General features: G+C 59.5%; 16 protein-coding genes and 2 pseudogenes. 2 read left to right on the plus strand and 16 right to left on the minus strand.

All coding sequences use genetic code 11. From position 1 onward, the window contains the following. The first annotated feature begins 1,036 nt into the window (after positions 1–1,036). The gene (locus L6639_RS40105) at positions 1,037–1,189 is read left to right on the plus strand and encodes a hypothetical protein (protein ID WP_164934263.1); all 153 of its coding nucleotides are present in this window, start codon (positions 1,037–1,039) and stop codon (positions 1,187–1,189) included. A 72-nt stretch (positions 1,190–1,261) separates the two neighbouring features. On the opposite strand, the gene panC is transcribed toward L6639_RS40105, so the two are convergent. The 13 genes and pseudogenes from panC to nifB form a co-directional block, all read right to left on the minus strand. Further along, a complete protein-coding gene (gene panC, locus L6639_RS40110; RefSeq protein ID WP_164934262.1) occupies positions 1,262–2,125 on the minus strand; it encodes a pantoate--beta-alanine ligase in 864 nt (287 codons plus the stop codon). A gap of 4 nt (positions 2,126–2,129) precedes the next feature. Beyond that, the gene (gene panB / locus L6639_RS40115) at positions 2,130–3,008 is read right to left on the minus strand and encodes a 3-methyl-2-oxobutanoate hydroxymethyltransferase (RefSeq protein WP_128929937.1); all 879 of its coding nucleotides are present in this window, start codon (positions 3,006–3,008) and stop codon (positions 2,130–2,132) included. Positions 3,009–3,537: 529 nt separating this feature from the next. After that, the gene (locus L6639_RS40120) at positions 3,538–3,771 is read right to left on the minus strand and encodes a hypothetical protein (RefSeq protein WP_128929936.1); all 234 of its coding nucleotides are present in this window, start codon (positions 3,769–3,771) and stop codon (positions 3,538–3,540) included. Positions 3,772–3,971: 200 nt separating this feature from the next. Next, the gene (locus tag L6639_RS40125) at positions 3,972–4,268 is read right to left on the minus strand and encodes a ferredoxin family protein (protein ID WP_128929935.1); all 297 of its coding nucleotides are present in this window, start codon (positions 4,266–4,268) and stop codon (positions 3,972–3,974) included. 31 nt (positions 4,269–4,299) lie between these two features. Continuing rightward, on the minus strand, positions 4,300–5,649 hold the full coding sequence (locus L6639_RS40130) for an FAD-dependent oxidoreductase (RefSeq protein ID WP_283810024.1): 1,350 nt from the start codon (positions 5,647–5,649) through the stop codon (positions 4,300–4,302). Beyond that, positions 5,624–6,730: an electron transfer flavoprotein subunit alpha/FixB family protein gene (locus tag L6639_RS40135; protein ID WP_128929933.1), complete on the minus strand. Its 1,107-nt coding sequence runs from the start codon at positions 6,728–6,730 to the stop codon at positions 5,624–5,626. The genes L6639_RS40130 and L6639_RS40135 overlap by 26 nt, the downstream gene beginning before the upstream one ends. Before the next feature lie 18 nt (positions 6,731–6,748). Continuing rightward, a complete protein-coding gene (locus L6639_RS40140; protein WP_128955188.1) occupies positions 6,749–7,591 on the minus strand; it encodes an electron transfer flavoprotein subunit beta/FixA family protein in 843 nt (280 codons plus the stop codon). A 180-nt stretch (positions 7,592–7,771) separates the two neighbouring features. Continuing rightward, positions 7,772–8,083 (minus strand): annotated as a pseudogene (nifW, locus tag L6639_RS40145) (nitrogenase stabilizing/protective protein NifW); the annotation flags it as partial. Positions 8,084–8,568: 485 nt separating this feature from the next. Continuing rightward, positions 8,569–9,219, minus strand: a complete 651-nt coding sequence (locus tag L6639_RS40150) for a nitrogen fixation protein NifQ (protein ID WP_128929931.1) — start codon at positions 9,217–9,219, stop codon at positions 8,569–8,571. 95 nt (positions 9,220–9,314) lie between these two features. After that, positions 9,315–10,199, minus strand: a complete 885-nt coding sequence (nifH, locus tag L6639_RS40155; RefSeq protein WP_128929930.1) for a nitrogenase iron protein — start codon at positions 10,197–10,199, stop codon at positions 9,315–9,317. Between the two features lie 1,404 nt (positions 10,200–11,603). Continuing rightward, complete coding sequence (locus tag L6639_RS40160; RefSeq protein ID WP_128929929.1) at positions 11,604–11,918, minus strand: nitrogen fixation protein NifZ; 315 nt, start codon at positions 11,916–11,918, stop codon at positions 11,604–11,606. Positions 11,919–12,861: 943 nt separating this feature from the next. Continuing rightward, positions 12,862–13,101: a 4Fe-4S binding protein gene (locus L6639_RS40165; RefSeq protein WP_128929928.1), complete on the minus strand. Its 240-nt coding sequence runs from the start codon at positions 13,099–13,101 to the stop codon at positions 12,862–12,864. Positions 13,102–13,111: 10 nt separating this feature from the next. After that, positions 13,112–14,668 carry a nitrogenase cofactor biosynthesis protein NifB gene (gene nifB, locus L6639_RS40170; protein WP_128929927.1) on the minus strand — a complete coding sequence of 519 codons (1,557 nt, stop codon included), beginning with the start codon at positions 14,666–14,668 and terminating at the stop codon, positions 13,112–13,114. A gap of 554 nt (positions 14,669–15,222) precedes the next feature. Between nifB and L6639_RS40175 the strand changes: the two are divergent. Next, a pseudogene (locus L6639_RS40175) lies at positions 15,223–15,918 on the plus strand (transposase); the annotation flags it as partial. A 122-nt stretch (positions 15,919–16,040) separates the two neighbouring features. On the opposite strand, the gene L6639_RS40180 reads toward L6639_RS40175, so the two are convergent. The 3 genes from L6639_RS40180 to L6639_RS40190 form a co-directional block, all read right to left on the minus strand. Beyond that, positions 16,041–16,238 (minus strand): hypothetical protein, encoded by a 198-nt coding sequence (locus L6639_RS40180; protein WP_164934261.1) that lies wholly within the window; start codon positions 16,236–16,238, stop codon positions 16,041–16,043. 515 nt (positions 16,239–16,753) lie between these two features. After that, positions 16,754–16,969: a putative nitrogen fixation protein NifT gene (gene nifT / locus L6639_RS40185; RefSeq protein ID WP_128929926.1), complete on the minus strand. Its 216-nt coding sequence runs from the start codon at positions 16,967–16,969 to the stop codon at positions 16,754–16,756. 113 nt (positions 16,970–17,082) lie between these two features. Further along, entirely contained in the window at positions 17,083–17,385 is a 303-nt protein-coding gene (locus L6639_RS40190; protein ID WP_128929925.1) for a HesB/IscA family protein, read from the minus strand. Between the last annotated feature and the right edge of the window lie 592 nt (positions 17,386–17,977).

Raw genomic sequence — 17,977 nt, forward strand, 5'->3', positions numbered from 1 at the left:
TCGATCGATGCGCTCGATCAACTTCTGAGAAAAGGCTAGCTCAAGTATGCGATCATTCTTCTCGAGCGCTTGGCCTAATCGGATCCACCGTAGCTAAACCTGGTATATTTGCTTGAGATCCGGCATCTGTGCGAGGCCGTCTTTGCCGGTGGCCAGGATGTTCAACACGAACCTTGAAAGTCACAGCCACGCCCTTCCCTAGCGCCACATCGTCGGCGTCGAGCGAAGTGCCTCAAGCGCGACCTGCCTTAGGCGCTCCGCTGTTGTCTCACCCTTGGTTGCGGCTTCGATCAACTTGGAGGCGACATGGGCACGAAGGCCAGTTTCACTGCGGGAGATCTCCTGGCAGACCTCATCAAGCACGGCGCGGAGAAGGACACTCGTCGCTGGGTCCAACACGGGCGACTCCGAAAACGTGAAGGAAAATAAGGGCACGAGCAGGCACGTTGCAAATTTGATCTTTCGTCTGAAAGTAGGACAATATAAACTGTTAGCCCGGATGACGCACCCAGGCCGGGTGTCAACGAACACGGACGACATTGCGCAACTAGGGGCAAGAACGGACCCGGCTGTCCTGGCGGAATTCGGCGTTGAACTGGGATTTGTTGATGATTTTCACCGCAGCGGGATTGCAACAGGCCGATCCAGCTGTTCAGCACGCCCCCCAACGGTTGGATGTGAACCCATCCGCTAGGCAGGCGCGGCCGAGCGGGTGGTCCGGAACTCGCCGCGCGCAGACGAACAATGGATTCGATGTCCGACCGTTTTCCCTATTATGAGATTTTGCTCACTCGCCGTGGCCGCGGCTGGTTCTGGTCGCTCTCGACGGATGAAGGGATGCTGGTCATGGCAGGTTCAAAACGTAGCCGGCTGGCCGCCCGGTATGAGGCTAACAGGGCTTTGTTTTTGCTGCTCAGCGCGCCAGGCGGCGCGCGACATCCAGCTTCACCGCCGCGAGCTGGCGAGCGGCCAGGTGTGCGGCGTTAGCTGCTGCGGCGCCGTCCCGAAATCAACCAGATATGTTCGGAGAATGATGATGACGAAGCGCGGACCGAAGGAGCTATCTCAAGCCGGCATCGTTTTTCCAAAGAAACCTCGCCCGGCAAAAGCAAAAAAGCTGACGGCGACAATGAAGCGTCGTGCACTCAAGGTGCAAAAGGTCGAACGAGCTGCAACATCATCGCAGTGAGCGCGGCTGGGATCAGCACGCGCGCTGGAGCACCGCCCTGCCTCCTGGCGCGACGGAGATCGTGCTCGCTTATCACCGCGCGGTCAGCCTGCGAGCCTCCGTGGTATCGAGCAGGATGTTGTCGATCAGCCGGGTTGAGCCAACATAACCTGCGACACAAATCGCAGCAGGACGCGTCAGCTCGCTTGTAGCTGGCGTGAGCGTTTCGGCATCGACGATTTCCAGGTATTGCAGCTCGTCGATCTCTATAGTCTGCCTGGCGAGTGACAACAGCCGGATGGAATCGCGCTCGCCTGCCTGAAAGACAGCCTTTGCTGCGAAAAGGCCGCGGCTGATGGAAAGGGCGCTGCTGCGTTCAGGAGCGCTGAGATAGCGGTTCCGGCTGCTCATGGCGAGCCCGTCCGGATCGCGAACCGTCGGGACGGTGACGATTTCGATCGGGAGATTGAGATCGGTGACCATCCGCCGCACTACGGCACATTGCTGAAAGTCCTTTTGTCCGAAGAACGCCAGATCAGGCTGCACCATGTTGAACAGCTTGCAGACGACGGTCGTAACACCCCGAAAGTGGCCGGGCCTGAACGGGCCACAGAGGGGCTGTGCCGGTGCACCCGGTTCGACAAAGGTGTCGAACCCCGACCGATACACTTCCTCCGCCCCGGGAGCAAAGATAATATCGACGTCAGCCTCGCGGCACAGTCGTTCGTCTCGGGGGAAGTCCCGTGGATACACGCTGAGATCTTCCTTCGGGCCAAACTGGGCCGGGTTGACGAAGATGCTGACGACCGTGGTGTTGCAGCGTGCCCGGCTCGCTTTAACAAGCGCGAGATGACCATCGTGCAGGTATCCCATTGTGGGCACAAATCCGACGCGACCATTCGGTTTGTGACCAGCGAGGGCGCGGCGCAGCTCGCGGACGGTTTTTATGGTGCGCACGACGCTAAATTCCGTCCCGCTCGCCTGGCGTCCAGTTTGCGACGACCTCCGCCAGGGATTCCGGCAAACGGTAGGACTCCTGAGCGTCCGGAAATGTGCCCTCCCGGACATCGGTCGCCCAGCTTGCGAGGGCATCCTGCAAGACCTGAAATCCGTTCGAATAGGGGCGCACGAATTTCGGCCGGTGCCCCTCCGTCAATCCGACCACGTCGTGGAACACGAGTACCTGGCCCGAACATTTCGCTCCCGCGCCGATCCCAATGGTCGGAATCTTCAGGATCTCGGTCACACGCGCTGCAAGCTCGGCCGGAATGCCCTCGAGCACGAGCGCAAAGCATCCCGCTTGCTCTAACCGGTGCGCGTCCTCGAGCAGTTGCAATGCAGCCTCGCTCGTGCGACCCTGCACCCTGAAGCCGCCCATGACGTTGACGCTTTGCGGGGTGAGGCCGAGGTGTCCCATCACCGGGATTTCGCATTGGACCAGCGCGCGTATCATGTCGATGCGCTTGGCGCCCCCTTCCAGCTTGACGGCATCTGCTCCCCGTTGCAGGAAGCCACCTGCGTTGCGGATAGTTTCCTGCGGGCTGACATGGAAGCTGAGAAACGGCATATCAGCCACGAGCAGCGCACGAGGTCTTGTGCGCGCGACAGCCTCCAGATGATAGTTCATCATCGGCATGCTGACCGGAAGGGTATTGTCGTAGCCGAGACAGACATTGCCGACGCTGTCGCCCACGAGGAGGATATCGACGATGGAATCGGCAATCCGCGCTGTCACGGCGTCATAGGCGGTGGTCATCGTTATGCGCCGCCGTTCCTCCTTCCATTGTTGAAGGAGCGGAATCGTCACTCGCGCACTGGGCGCTTGAGATATGTGGCTCATCTGCGATCCCCGGTTGTGTTCAATCCGCATTCGTTGCAGCTGCGCTTCTTAGGGGAGACGACAGAAATGGGTCAATGGTCAATTTAAGAAAGAGAAAATGTCTCTCTGAATGGCAACATCAGCAGGCCGGAGGTTTTGATGATTGCGCGATCATGGTGTGAGTACTTCTTCGCGTAACCAAATCCCGCGGCGTTGAGCACGTGGAGGGGCGCAACTGTTCCGGTGATGGACGGCTTGCGGCGCGCGGCCGGGGACATTGCAGACGAGGTTAGGCAACAGAAACACGTCTATTGCACGCCGAACCAAAAATGCCGCGCGGGTCTTAGGGACGTCCGAAAGGCAGCAGCGTCCCTTGGGCGCCAATGGCTTGATCTCGGAAAAGGCGACACGGGAGTGGTCGTCAATGTAGACGGGCTGGGAGCGCCGGGTAATGCCGTCTCCGATCCCTCCAAAAACGCCACAGCGTTATGATGTCGATGTGAATGATCTCGCCTGGGCTTTCACGCTCATATCGGCCTTCCCCGCTCAGTCAGCTCCTCGCGATCCGGTTCAATTCTAAGCGACGAGGATGGCTGACGGCGGCCGTCGACACTTCGACCTGGTCGGCGATCTGCGTGCCGGTGTAGATGTCGGCGCAATGCGTCGAAGCCTGCACATGTGGCTGGCGGGACTTGGCGACGAAAGGGTCTGGAGGAGCGATTGCGCAACCAAGCAACACCTTCCGCGCGGAACCGCTTGACCTATTTTCAATCGTCTTCGGCAAGATGTTTCACAGGTCAGCCATCGGCTTGCGGCAGCCTACTCCTCCGCAGCATCGCCTATCGACCTTTGGGCATCAACGGCGCATTCTTGTGGGTGTTCATCCGGTCTCTCCCAGAACACTGCAGCTTCGGAAACTCAGCTTTCTCGGTTCAGAACGGATGGGCACTTCCTGAAAGATCACAGCTACGTTGAGCCGAATTATTAGCCAAACTTGAACAGTACGCCGTAACCACCTCGCGGATAGCTCCACTCGATGTCACCTCTCTCCTCGCAGATCACGCGGCAAGTGCCGCACTCGATGCAGCCGTCCACGGCGACTTCTATCTGGTGCTTGTCGTTAGCTACATAGCAGTGAGCCGGGCAGGTTGTCAGCATGCTCACGAGCTCCGAGGATGGCATCGTGTGTGGCCGCACCTTGATGTGAGGGTGCCCAGGATCAAGCAGGTAGCGGTTGTAGAATAGCCTGTCCTCGACGCGCGCGGATCGGTCGGTCGACATGGTTAGCCCTCATGGGGGTGTGAGAGAAGCGTTACCGCCAAGCGCGCGCGAGGCGAACGGCATCACCGAGCAGGCCGCTCCACGAACGGCTCTTGACGAAGGAGTTTAGTGATTGCTTTTCCTTTTCGGCCTTTGGTGTCCCGTCGACCCGCAAGAAATTCTGCATCGATTCCGAGACGAGCTCCGGATATGTCAGAAAAAAGTTCCGGGAGTAGGTGTGCATCAGCGCGGGCATGTCTTTGTACTTCCTTAGGTCCCTAATGACAAACGAATGGTCCAACATCGTCTTGTAAATTGACAGATTCGTCGCTGTCATTGGGGCGCCGCGCGACTTGACTTGGATGATCGCTTCGGCCGCGAGTCGCCCCGATGTCATTGCGAGGTTTGAGCCCTCGCGATGCATAGCGTTGTTGAGTTGAGCGGCGTCGCCTACGACGACCCAGCCCTCGCCATATAGCTGCGGAATGGCCTTGAAGCCACCCTCGGGAATGAGGTGAGCGGCATATTCCTTGACTTCCGATCCCTCGATCAGCGGAGCGACCGAAGGATGCCGCTTGAAGCGATCGAGCAGACCATACGGTGTTTCCCCGGTGCTTGTGAAGTGCGCGACCAGGCATCCGATGCCAAGGGAGATGCATTCCTTATTGGTGTAGATGAAGCCCATGCCTGTCATGCCGCGGGAGATGGTGCCCGCAGCCTCAATGACGAGCCCTTCATCGCCCTTAAGATTGAAGCGGGCCTCGATAACTTCGCGCGGTAGGAAGTGCATCTCCTTCACGGCGAGTGCGACCGTGTCCGGCGTAGGCCGCTTGCGTACGCCGGCCCGCGTGCCAAGAAGGCCGTTGACGCCTTCCGCGAGGACCACCGCGCCAGCATGGATCTCGCCATCGGCGCGGTCAGTCCGCACACCCACCACCTTGCCGTTAGCATCTTGCATTAGTTCGGTTGCCGTTGTCTCGCATAGCACCGTGGCGCCAGCTTCGCGAACTTTCTGCGAGAACCACCTATCGAACTGAGCGCGGATGATAGTATAGCGGTTCGGCCTTTCTTCGTTGAAGTCGTCGGAGCGGTAGTGCAGGCCGGTGTGAGAGCGGTCATCCATCATCCAGAAGCGCTGTTCGACCAGATGCCGCTCAAGCGGCGCGTCTTGTCGAAAGTTAGCGACAAGCGCCTCCAGCATATCGGCATAGAGGATCGCACCCTGCACGTTCTTCGACCCGGGATATTCGCCACGCTCGAGCTGAAGAACCTTCAGGCCGTGCTTGGCAAGCGTGAGCGCCGCTGCATTGCCGGCCATACCTGCCCCGACGACGATGATGTCAAATGTTTCCGCGGTCACGAGGTCTCTCCTTGTCCTATCCTGCGATCCGGTCGCGCGAATGCGGCGACAGCCGGGCGCGAAACGCCTCGGTCAGGATTGGCAGCAACCGGATCGCGTCCTCGACAATGCCTAAATGCGAGAACTCGAAGATAGGCGCGTTCCTTTCGGTGTTGATGGCGACGATAAGGTCGGCGCCGTCGACACCGACGCGGTGCTGAATGGCTCCGGAGATTCCGGCGGCGATGTAGAGCTTTGGCCTGATGGTTTTGCCGGTTTGGCCAATTTGCCGGTCGGATGTGACCCAACCCTTTTGCACCAGGGGGCGCGAGCAGCCAAACTCGGCACCTAGCACGTCGGCGAGCCGGCGCACGAGCCGGAAGTTTTCAGACGAACCAAGGCCGAGGCCTCCGGCAACGACAACATCGGCATAAGCGAGATTGGATCGTGCGGAATCGCGATCCGGTAGGAACGACAGCACCTTCGTTACGATATCGTCCTCGACAAGTCCAAGCGGGAGGGTGATGATGCGGCCGATCGGGCGCGCGCAGCGTTCTGGCACAGGCATCACGCGCGGCCGGACTGTAGCCATCTGCGGACGGTAGTTCAGCGTATAGATCGTGCATAGCAGCGAGCCGCCAAAGGTCGGACGCGTCGCGGCGAGGGAACCGTCGGCATCGACGTCGAGCTCTGTGCAATCGGCAGTCAGACCAGTGCGCAATGTCGTTGCGACTGAACCTGCTAGGTCGCGGCCTAGAGTGGTCGCGCCTAGGAGCAAGATCTCGGGCTTGTAGCTATTGACGAGCTTGGTGAGCGCCTTGATATAGGATTCGTTGCGATAGTCCTTGAGCAGATCATCGGCGACCATATAGACAAGGTCGGCTCCGTAGCAGAACGACTCGGTAGCGGCGGCCTGCGATGCCTCGCCCTCTTGCCCGATCACCACTGCGGCGAGATCAACTTTGAGCTTGTCAGCAAGCTTGCGGCCAACGCCCATTAGCTCCCAGGATACAGAGTGGACCTGGCCGCGTTCTTGCTCGATGAAGACCCACACATGTTTGTAGGTCTTGAAGCGGTCAGACAGCTGCTTCTTAGCCGCGGCGCGACTCGAAGGGGAAGCGCCGATTTCAGATGCGGTATTCATGTTGCGCCTTTCTTTAGCTCAATAGCCGCGCGCCAGTGCCGCGAGCTCGATCTCGAGGGCCGGCCGGCACCTGAAAATAGCGTTGATCAATGCCTCCGCGGGCTGCTCGTCAGGCTCTATCATCGTGGCCTTCTCGTTGCGGGCGGCTGGTGCGAAAACGCGCTTGACGACGGTGGGCGAGCCCCGCAAGCCGCATTGTGAAATGTCATCAACCCCCGCCTGTTGCGCGCTCCATTTCAGGATCGTCGCGCGGGCAGCGCGCAGCGCATCAGCCATCGCACCGCGGCGGATCTGGTTCGTCGCTTCGAGCATCGTGACCAGGCAGGGGAGCCGTGTCCGAAGCAACTGGACGCCACCCTCAGAGCGTCGCTCGACGTCGATGGTGCGGGCATGCAAGTCCAGTGCGCTGATCTTGCCAACATAGGTGAGCTGAAACAGGCCAAGCCGTTTTGCGATGCCAGGGCCGACCTGTGCGGTGTCTCCATCGATGGTCTGCTTTCCTGTGAAGACAATGTCAGGGGCGCCGAACTCGCTCGAGATCCTACGGATCGCTGTCGCCAAAGCGTAGGTTGTGGCTAGGGTGTCCGCGCCCGCGAAAAAGCGATCGGTCAGGAGCACCGCACGATCCGCGCCGAAGGTGAGCGCCTTGCGAAGACTGTCCTCGGCAGAAGGGGGGCCCATAGTCAACACCGTGACTTCGCCGCCGAACTGATCGCGTAGCTCAAGGGCAGCTTCCAATGCAAAGAGATCGTACGGGTTGATGATGGTCGGCACGCCCTGACGCATGATGGTATTTGTCACGGGATGCACGCGGATCTGTCCGGAGTCTGGAACCTGCTTGATGCAAACGAGCAAGTGCATGATCTTCTCCAAGACTAATCTCCCCAAAACAGTTCAGAGTGGAATGGCAATCACACCAACGAGAACGAGAACGTTTCAGTCGGCGGAGGTTTCGGGTGTAACCGCTAGGCGCCCGGAGGGCAGTACGCCGCTGCGACTAGGCGTAGCCAGTCCGACAGAGGGCAGTTCAATTTCGTTACCAATCTGCACTAGTACGGGTACAGGCTTGGTGTCGGGCGCGGCGTCCTTTAAGACCTTGAACACGCGCTGTTCAATCGGCGGTGACGTGACGAAATCTGAATATGCGCGCTCAAGCACGAGTTTGCACCGTTTAGCAACGCTGTCGTCCGCCAGATCGCTAAGGCTCTCCTTAGCAAGATATTCGCCCATGCGCCTGAGAATGTGCAGCCGCGCAACGTTGACCACTTTAGGATCGTAGTCGACGCCTAACAGAGCGAAGAACTCTTCGGCAGAAGCGGCTTTGCTGAGGCGCGCGATAATTCCATCAGACATTCAAGTTCCTTCATACTCTGCGGTCTCTACCGGCCGGGTCTGCTTCGCGGGTGCGCTGATATGCCGAGCGAGCGTTGCGCCTCAACGTCCGGCCCGGTGCGATCTAATTGGTGGCGATCTGCACGCCGCGAGTCCGCATCGGCGCGCTCACTCCGGGCGTCGGCAACAGTGGCCGATGCTGGTAGTCCGGAGCCGACCGTCGTCGGACGAGTTGGCTGGCACGACGGACCGGTGTTCGCGCAAGGCCGTCACTTCCCCATGAAGCTGTGGCGTTGTTGATGCTTGCGGAAATTAGCGCTGATGCGATCGGCACCGTCTTGCTTTCTGGAGGTTGGCGCTTGGTGTGCCATCGGTCGAGATGATGTTGTTGGTCGACGAGAGATCGGGACTGATCAAGGTCTGATGGTGTCGGGCGGGGTGCCGTCATCTGGGTCTTTCCATATTCATTCCAATCATCGAAGTGAGCAATGCACGTGCCACCTCAGCTACAGCTTGCGTTCGACCAGGCGGCTCTCACCGCTCTCTTCGCCAAAGCAACGACCAAAATCGGCGCATTGGGTGCAGACTGGCGCCCTGCACATACCTAAACTATCGCGTTCGCAGAGCACGCGATAGAAGAAGCGCTTCCAACGCATATTCCCGGTGTTCCGGCGGGCCAGTGGCGCGAAATGGCGCGTCAGGAGACGGGACAGCTCCGTACGCCCGCGCAGCCCGAGATCCTGCCAGAGGTGGTGAGGCTCCATTGCACGTCGCGCTACCATTGCCGCGAGCCAATGGCCGACGTCGCCGGCAGTCGAACGCTGCGCGAGCAGGAGCTCGCGCAGGACAGCGGTTTCGTCATGGACGTCGGAGGATGAGTTTGGTATCCATGTGAAGGCGCGGGCCGCGGCCGCCGGGAAAAAGCCGGCGAGCAGTTTTCTCAGGGCATGCTCTGGAATTCCAACGCGTTCTACGATCGAGCCGCCATCCAACGCGGCAGCGACCAGGATTGAGGCCAGTGCATGACGATCGAAATCATCGTCGGCGCTGATTTCGGCTTCCGCTGGGTTGCTGCCCGTGAGCAGTCGATAGAGCGCGATTCCGACCTGTTGCACAACGGCGCTCGGCTCAGCCGATCGAGAGTTCGACACTTCCATGTTACTCGCTTGCACCTCAGCCAAGAAATGCCCCGCCGCTATTGGAAAGACCGCTGGATAGCCGGCCCCATGAGACGAGGAGACCGGCAGGATCCTTATGGCGTCGCGGGCTGGGCCGCGGTTTTGCCGATCTGGCTCTCGTCTACCGCCTTCATGATCCCGTGTTCCATCAGCATATCCTCCAGCTCGTCCATGCTGATCGGGGTCGGAACAACGCCCTTCCCGCCGTTGTTGTGTATCTTGGATGCAAGGTTGCGATAATGATCCGCCTGCTTGGAGTCCGGCGCATACTCCAGCACCGTCATGCGGCGCAGCTCAGCATGCTGCACGATGTTGTCTCGCGGCACGAAGTAGATGAGCTGAGTTCCCAGCTTCTTCGCCAGCGCGTCCGCTAGCTCCAGCTCCTTGTCGGTCTGACGCTCGTTGCAGACAAGCCCCCCAAGACGGACGCCGCCTGAATGGGCGTATTTCAGAATGCCTTTGGAGATGTTATTGGCGGCGTACATGGCCATCATCTCGCCGGACATCACAATGTAGATTTCCTGCGCCTTGTTCTCGCGGATCGGCATTGCGAAGCCGCCGCAGACGACGTCGCCGAGCACGTCGTAGGATACGTAGTCGATGTCCTCATAGGCACCGTTGTGTTCTAGAAAATTGATGGAGGTGATGACCCCCCGCCCAGCACAACCGACGCCAGGCTCTGGACCACCGGACTCCACGCAGCGGATGTCCTTATATCCGATTTTCATGACGTCCTCGATCTCAAGGTCTTCGACGCTGCCGACACTGGCGGCGAGGCTGAGAATGGTGTCTTGCGCCTTAGCGTGCAGGATCAAGCGCGTAGAGTCCGCCTTAGGATCGCATCCCACGATAAGGATTCTGTGGCCCATCTCAGCAAGCGCTGCGAGCGTGTTCTGGGACGTAGTCGACTTTCCGATACCACCTTTGCCGTAAAATGCGATTTGCCTCAGTGACGACATGTTCATCTCCATTAAGCGGGTGCCAAAAGCACCGCGCAGTCTCGCGTCGCATTGAGCCACCGTCAGAAGCGGCGACCCGAGGATTCGGTAGGGAGAGTTTGGAGCCGCCAGCCGAGCTCTCAGCTCCCACCGTGTTGCTGTATGCGAAGTGCAACTGGTGTGCCGTTGGCTCCGCGCGGACTAAGGCGCTGAGTACGCTCGCAAAGTGGTTCGCCCGGAGCCGAAGTTGGAAGGGATGTCGCCTCTACGAAAGTCAGGCCAGTGTGAGGATCCAGACAAAGGAGCGCCGCCATGGTAAGATCACAGCGTATCTGCGCCGCCATAGGCGGGGGAAAGGTTGCTTCAGGTTGGGCGCTAGCGTTTAGACGCGTCGGTGCAGATCGGTATTGCGACAGTTAAGGAGCCATTGTCCAATGTCTGTGACGGACGAAAGTGGATCAGCTATGCCGCCCAGAGCCTGTCGCATGCGGGAATCGAGAGCGACAGCCTCGCCTCGGGCGGAGGCCGACTCTCCCGAAAGGGGCGTGGGCTGGCTGAACCCTGCTCGGCTGCTGTTCGGCGCCTTCTTGATGGAGCGCAGCGTTAAACCGATCGCCTAAGGCAGGAAGCGCGCTCCCGGCGCGAACATCTCGCTGTCGTCGACAAGTGCGACGAAGCCACGGATAAGCGATGAATACTGGCGCTAACGGCTGTTGCAATCATGCAGGTGCTTGAAGACGTTCGGGCAACCTGAACTGCAGGCGCCTCGCCAAAGCGCGATAAGAAGGAGCTTCTGGCGCGAGCAATGGACCGCACAGCGATGGTGCGGCTTCCTTAGGAAGACGCCTGTCACGTTATGGCTGGACTGGCCGCGGCAGGGAAACCCGAGAGCCGAGATAGAGCGAGCCGGGTCGGATGCGGCGGCGCCTAGTTACGCCAATGCTCTGGGATATTCTGGTCTTACCCCTGGCTGACGAGCGCTGAAGCGAGCGTCGATCGCGAGGCCTCAGGCCGGCCATTGGCCAGCGAAGAGCCGGAAGTGTGCACCGGCCGCCGTTGTCCTGCCGTGCAGAAGCACCGCCGTGTGTGCGATCTTCCATAAAAGCACGTTCTCACTGGAATAATCGTACGTAGATGCGTCGCTCGTGTGCCCTCTCATGTTTCGATGTGCATCCGGTGATGCCTTCGTGCCGCAAGCGCATGCGTACCGCCCGCTTTCTCGCCTGGGAGGCGACCGACCGCCACCCGCGGAATCAACGATTTGGATCGACAGGTCTGCATAGTGTCGGTCAGCAACATAATGCGCCTAGTTGGTCGGCGCGCGCCTAGACATCGTCGGTCGATTCTTGGAAAAGACGCGGTCGTGGTGCCGATCGACTGCCCCTTACGTGCCGGCGACTAACAATTGTCAATCCAGCGCGACTATCAGCACTCGTCCGGTAACTGGACGTGCCTGATGCCGTCGCGCGGCGCAACGCGATCAAGCTCCTTGCGCTTCATCCCGACGCGGCGACCGCTTTCGATGAAATCGACGCCATAAATGTAGAATCGCTGGAGGAAGGTGCCAATCGAGACGACATAGCCGATCTCGCCCTTCACAGCGAGAACCTCGCCGATCTCCTTGCCAGCATACGTCCCATCATTTCGAATGGTGCGCGTTGCCCGCACTTTCTCTCCATAGCTGAAAAACGGCTGGGCCGTTAGCTCGATAAAGTCGTCGTCGTTCACGTGGTCGCTCATACTCGCATTTCCTCGCTCCAGCGGAGGGGTGGCCGGCGGCCGCGCGCGTTTTGCACGAGGCTATCATGGCTTTCGCCCCGCACCATGAGCTCGCCAGCCACGGCACGAGCCGTAACGCTGAAATGGATGTCGGATGGCGGGCCGTCAAGTGCACTGCAGCGTGGCGTTAGGTAAGCATGCCGGGTAGCCATGCGTAAAATGCCTTGGGCCACGACCGGGTGGACATTGGCCTCGTCTTGATTATCCCTCCAGGGAGCTCCGGTGTTAGCCGGTACATGCTAGCATCTGAGTTTTCGCCGGCCTCGCCGGCAACGATCGGCTGCAGGCTGCCATTCTCGATCGGCTTTCGAACTCGCATCTTCGTCGCGCGATGCGGAGCGTTTCGCGACGGCACACCAAATTGCTCGGCCAGGCGTTGAGGGGATGCCCGCGGATCTGTTGACGAGATCGCCCAGCAGAGGTGACGCAAGACCAGAATGAGAGCCCTACTGCGATTGCGCAGCGACGATACGCGAATATGGCGGGTGGGCCTCGTCGAGGCGCTGGGCGAGGAAAAGGCGGTGCGGTGCTAGCAATGGTACACCTAAGCGCGACTGATCTGGTAGGCGCCCGCGCCATGGACCGCCAATTCAGACAACGATTGCGTCGACCTGGCGTTCCGGTCGAGAGCCTCGACGCCGCCATAACTCATCATAGTGTCTGTCCTCTCGAACACGTTCAGCAAAACCTTGGCGTCGATTGTATCGCTGGGGTCGAGCTCCAGTAGCTCCTGGATCTCGAGCCGCCGCTCGGCGACCCGGCCCGCCGGTCGGGGCTCAGCGGTTACGCTCGGGCGGCTGCCAGGCTGGGAGCAGTCGCCCGAGCAGAAAGCTGCCTCCAATGCCGCGGTCGCTGCGGGGCATTCTTGACGTCGATTGGCGCGTTGTCGGTATGACCATGAAGGTCATGCTGTTTCCCCTCTAGCAGGCGCTTGGTAGCGCGGTAGCGAGGTATCGATGACGCAGGTTCTGTCCACAGGACAAACGGCCACACATTGCGGCTCGTCGAAGTGCCCGATGCACTCAGTGCACTTCTTTGAATCGATTACGAAAGAGCCATCCCTCTCAAAGATTGCTGCATTCGGACATTCCAGCTCGCAGGCGGAGCAGCCCGTACATTGCGAAGAAACGATCTTGAATGGCATTGATGTCTCCTCAAGCTGCAGAAATAACCGTGGCGTTGCGACTGCCGGCCTGAATGCGCTGCACGTGTGCAATCTCGCCGCTGTTGACTTTCTTCAGATAGGCTGTGAACCACACGATCGCCGACTTGACGATGAAGTCATGGGCGAATTGATCGACTGGCGTGATGCCTGCCTTGATCAGGGCCTCCCTCGGGCAGGCGCCGATCTTAGCCACGAACACTGCGTGGCAATCATTGATTGCGCTGATAATCGAAGCCAAGCTGCCCTCCTCGCCGTAGCCGCCCTGGCAATAGACATCGACGCGGCGGTGGCCTACGAATTTCGCCCCTGCCTTCGAGAGCTCGTAAACCTGGAACTCCGCAGCGTGGCCAAAGTGCTCATTGATCAGACCAGAGCCCTTAGTCGCGACCGCAGCCAGCACCTTGATGTCGCTTGACACATCCGCCAGTCCGACAAGCGCGTCATGCCCTGCCACAATCATAGCGGCGCGCTCCTTCTCGACCTTGGCTCGGTAAGCCTTACGGGTGTCCATATCGTAGTTCAGCTCCATTGACATGATCCTCTCGATGGTGAACTCGGCGGTGCGGCTCTCGCCAAGCAGACCGACAGCGTCAGCGCGGCACTGACGGCAGTGCCGCATCATAATCATCTCGCCTTCGCAGGAGTCTTGAACGGCTTTCAACTCCTGAGGGCTCGGGCCACGCTGACCGCTGGCGCCGAAAGCAGTGCCGTGCTCCGGTGAGGAGATAAGCGGCATGATGTTGTGCAAAAAACCGCCGCGCGATTTCACTACCTTGTTGACCTCCGCAAGGTGATGGTCGTTAATCCCCGGTATCATTACAGAGTTGACTTTGGTGAGGACACCGCGCTCGGTGAGCATCTGAAGCCCCTGAAGCTGGCGTTCAGTCAAAATCTTAGCCGCTTCATGGCCGGTGTAACGCTTGTGCTTATAGAAGATCCAAGGATAGATCCGAGTGCCGATCTCAGGATCGACCGTGTTGATGGTGATCGTGACATGGTCGACGTTGAAATTGGAAATGGCGTCGATGTAATCCGGCAGCATAAGCCCATTTGTGGACAGGCACAGCTTTATGTCGGGGGCCGCGGTCTTGACTAGCTCGAAGGTTTTGAACGTCCTTTTGGGGTTCGCCAGCGGATCGCCCGGGCCAGCAATGCCGAGCACCGTCATCTGCGGGACGGCCGAGGCGACCGCCAGTACTTTCTTGACAGCTTGTTCGGGCGACAGCCTCTCGCTGACCACGCCAGGGCGCGACTCGTTTGCGCAGTCGTATTTGCGATTACAGTAGTTACACTGAATATTGCAAGCGGGTGCCACCGCGACATGCATGCGCGCGTAGTGATGATGCGCCTCCTCGCTATAGCATGGATGGGTCTTCACTTTGTCCCAGAGTCCGGACGGCAGATCTCCCTGCCCTTTTTGCGATCCGCACTTTCCTTGACCGCAACAACCTGAGGTGCTGCAGCTCTTGCGCCCGACCTGCTTGGTATCGCCGAGAGCGGTGAGGATATCGCTCCTGCTAGCGCCGTGTTGAGCTGAAGCGTACATTTGGTCATTCTCCCTGGAGACCGAATAGATTGGAAGCTCGGATCTTGCCAAGCGTCTGATGCGTCGTTCTAGAACGGCCTTCAGCAACCTCTATGCCAGCGTTGGGTCCATGCGCTGGTTTGCGCCTGCAAGATTGGTCGTTACAGAAGTCGAGTATGTCGGGTAGCCGACGCACGTTGGAAAATGGACGAATTTGGCGTTACCAGAGAGCGCTTTTACGAAAATGGTCTGCGCATCCCCGGTTCGACCGATCGTATCTGGCTATCATGAGCCAGAGCGTCAGCCCGAACCTGGCCGCGCGCGCAAATTAAAATGAATCGAATTGAAGCCCAGGGCGCAAAGAGGAGTTCGCTCTAAAGACAGCGTTTGGTCGCGCGCCGAAGGGGGACGCCCGCCAAGCGTAGGGGCGTCCGTCGCGTTCTAGCAGGCCGTTGAAAAAAAGTCGCTCGCCGCTGATGGTGGTACCGTGATCCATTGGCGGCTCCGACAAACTTCGGAGATGGTGCCTGGGTCGCGGCGATAATCGAATGGGCGAGCTGTATAGCTAGCTTGATCTGGAGACGCGGGTGCGGCGTGATCATCCGCCGCGATTCTAACGATTGTGAACGAGGCGCTGTCGGCGTTGGAGCGGGACTGCGCTGCGCTCTATTCGACGATTGGACGGGCTGCGATCTCGCAGAGTGAAGCTGCTGCGGGCGACGCTGTTGCAGGCGTTTTATTTGATCCGCGCGGAACGGCTTGTGAAGAGCGGCTGGAATACCCGCCCGCTGTCCGCTGGTTTGTCGCAATCGGGGGTGACGACGTGGTCCGGGATGTTCGATGTTCTCGAAAAACGGCGGCCGGGTGCTCAATCGGCAGTCCGAAGGACGACTCTGGCGAGCCGCCGGCCCGACTTCCATAGCCAAAACACGCTGGAAGGACCTCCATGCGTCGACCACCAGTCCCGATGCTAGGCGCTACCGCGCTGCAGGAAGGGCAAAGGCAAGAGGACGCCACTGTGGACACGGGCTGATGCAGAACCGCCACGACCGGCTGGCCGACGCCTGCCTCATGCTGGCGGGCATGCCGAATGCATCGCAGCGCTGCACATGATGGAGCCGCGTGCTGAATGGCCGGCCCACGATGCGGAAGAGTTCGTCAATGAGCCGCGCTCGATGAACGTGACGCGCATGTTTCACAGAATACCAGCGGCCGTAGCTCTGAGTTTGGGTCGGTCACTAGCCGTAAGCCAGCGCATCTGCAAGCGGGTCGGGAGGCATTCGGCGGGATCAATACGGTTGCCGGGCAAGAGACAGGTTTCATGGTGGTGAGCGCGCCAAATGGGCCTCTATCTTCGTTGCCACCGCCTACAAGCTGGTGCGATTGCCGAATCTTATCGCGGGACCGGGCTGAAGGCTAAGGTGCACGGCTTCGGCTGGGGCTTGGCCGGTCGCTGACGAACATTGTCAAGATGGACAACCGGGACAGAGAGTTTCTCGATCTTGTCGAAGAGGCGCATCTCACCTTCGAGGACAAGCCCGACAACAAATGTGCCTTCGCTGCCCTGAAGGGCTTCCTTGATGGCTGCCAAGTCACCCGCCACGGATCGCCCCGCACCGAGTTGTCATGTGTCGGCGATGAGCCACTTCTAGATCCACATTGGCGACGACTTTGCGTTCGCTGTAGACGCGGCTGAGTTCTTCAACAGCCCGGTAGGTGCGCAGGAGTTGCCCGTTTTCTGCTGCAGGCGAAAAACGTGAAGACCGTAGCCGATGCAGCACGCCTTATGACTGTGGTCCATCCTTCTTTCGCGGCTTGCCATAAAAAAAACCGTACCAGCGATCATCGCCGAGATCGGTGCGGGCTACGCCAGGTGGGCGGGGTCAAATGGCAGCGCCCGGCGAAGAGGGCTTCCCGTTGCGCAATTTTACTAGCCTCTTCTGATTGGCGGCAACTTAAGCGGCGAAAACGAATGTGGCTTGGCGAAGGCGCTTGCAGGGGTGCCTTCTCACGGGGCATGGGCGGACTTGGTGAGGTCTTCTGATGTGCTTCAGCGCCGGGGTGGGGCCGGCGAATTCGTGTATGGGGCGAGCGCATTCATCACTCCTATCCCTCTCCGCCCCGCTTCCTGGCGCTGATCGTGATGGGCAACTGGGTGTCGGAGGCCATGTGCGGCAGGTCGAGCACCCAGCCATTGGCGATCTTGATCCACCCGCCCCACAGCGTCTCGTGCTCGGCTTCGACGATTGGCTCCTCGAGATCCTTCTTCGGCACGTAAATCGACAGACCGGTCTCCGTTGAGCGGCGGATCGTGACTTTCATGATCTGAACTTCTGGTTGCGGGAGCCGCTGCTCGTGCGCTCTTCGCACGGCGGATGCGATGCTCTCTGATTCCATAGGGACTCGGGCAGTGCGTGCATCACATCGCTACTTCGTTAGTCGTTGTGTGAGTTCACATTGGGGTTATCAAACGTGAAACCGGAGCCATCTAGACCCACGACGAAGTCCATGGTGGTGCCGTTGAGGTGCGTCAGGCTCTTGCGATCGACGAACAGCTTGACGCCGTGACGCTCGATAACAGTATCGTCCGGATTGGCTTCCACGGCGAGGGCCATCACGTACTTGAACCCGGCGCAGCCGCCGGTTTCGACTATGATGCGCAAACCGCTCGTTTGTTGCGGCGCCATCGAGATCGCTGCCTTCACCGCATTCACCGCGCTCTCCGTCAAATCAATCATCGCACGTCCCGCTGTTATGGATCGTTCAACAGATCGCAACTCTCGTGCCAGAGCACACAGAAGACGGAAATCACTGGCATTTCGCCGCCACCGCCCGTTGCTCCGCCTCGCGTGTCGGATCTGCGACAACCGGCCTCGGTGGCGCACGAGAAGCGGAATGGCACAGCTGTACCGGGCGTACCGCACACAGCAGTCCGGAATCCCATGTATGGAAACGTTCGTCGACGCCGGCGGACTAAGGCGGCCGAAAACCATCGCGCCTGTGACAGGTCGGCGGCGCTAACTCTGGCGCTGTCGGCGGACTCGTCCATAGATGTGTACTATCATCCCATCCCGCGTCGCCTTCTTGGAGGTCGATCGGACCAGACACGAACGGCTCTTTTTCGTTGTCTCAACGCTGCCGTGGCGTACCCCAAAGCTAGGGCGTCACGGTCAGGGCGTCGTAAGCGATGATCGGCGTGGTGACGAATAGTTCGCTGTCGGCGATGCGTTTGCCGAGCCTTAGGCATTAAGCACATCCGCGCTAACCTAAGCTCCATAGCACTAAGAACAACGTGCTCAGGAGCTGCCCACTGGTTGCGGCAAAACAACT

Source organism: Bradyrhizobium zhengyangense (genome assembly GCF_022012555.1).
Classification (GTDB): Bacteria; Pseudomonadota; Alphaproteobacteria; order Rhizobiales; family Xanthobacteraceae; genus Bradyrhizobium; species Bradyrhizobium zhengyangense.

Excerpts from the sequence above, each read along its gene's own strand:
- L6639_RS40160 (WP_128929929.1), bottom strand. The coding sequence starts at position 11,918 with ATGAGCGACCACGTGAACGACGACGACTTTATCGAGCTAACGGCCCAG.
- panB (WP_128929937.1), bottom strand. The coding sequence starts at position 3,008 with ATGAGCCACATATCTCAAGCGCCCAGTGCGCGAGTGACGATTCCGCTC.
- L6639_RS40105 (WP_164934263.1), top strand. The coding sequence starts at position 1,037 with ATGACGAAGCGCGGACCGAAGGAGCTATCTCAAGCCGGCATCGTTTTT.
- L6639_RS40165 (WP_128929928.1), bottom strand. The coding sequence starts at position 13,101 with ATGCCATTCAAGATCGTTTCTTCGCAATGTACGGGCTGCTCCGCCTGC.
- L6639_RS40125 (WP_128929935.1), bottom strand. The coding sequence starts at position 4,268 with ATGTCGACCGACCGATCCGCGCGCGTCGAGGACAGGCTATTCTACAAC.
- L6639_RS40135 (WP_128929933.1), bottom strand. The coding sequence starts at position 6,730 with ATGAATACCGCATCTGAAATCGGCGCTTCCCCTTCGAGTCGCGCCGCG.
- L6639_RS40140 (WP_128955188.1), bottom strand. The coding sequence starts at position 7,591 with ATGCACTTGCTCGTTTGCATCAAGCAGGTTCCAGACTCCGGACAGATC.
- nifH (WP_128929930.1), bottom strand. The coding sequence starts at position 10,199 with ATGTCGTCACTGAGGCAAATCGCATTTTACGGCAAAGGTGGTATCGGA.
- nifT (WP_128929926.1), bottom strand. The coding sequence starts at position 16,969 with ATGAAAGTCACGATCCGCCGCTCAACGGAGACCGGTCTGTCGATTTAC.
- nifB (WP_128929927.1), bottom strand. The coding sequence starts at position 14,668 with ATGTACGCTTCAGCTCAACACGGCGCTAGCAGGAGCGATATCCTCACC.
- L6639_RS40190 (WP_128929925.1), bottom strand. The coding sequence starts at position 17,385 with ATGATTGATTTGACGGAGAGCGCGGTGAATGCGGTGAAGGCAGCGATC.
- L6639_RS40150 (WP_128929931.1), bottom strand. The coding sequence starts at position 9,219 with ATGGAAGTGTCGAACTCTCGATCGGCTGAGCCGAGCGCCGTTGTGCAA.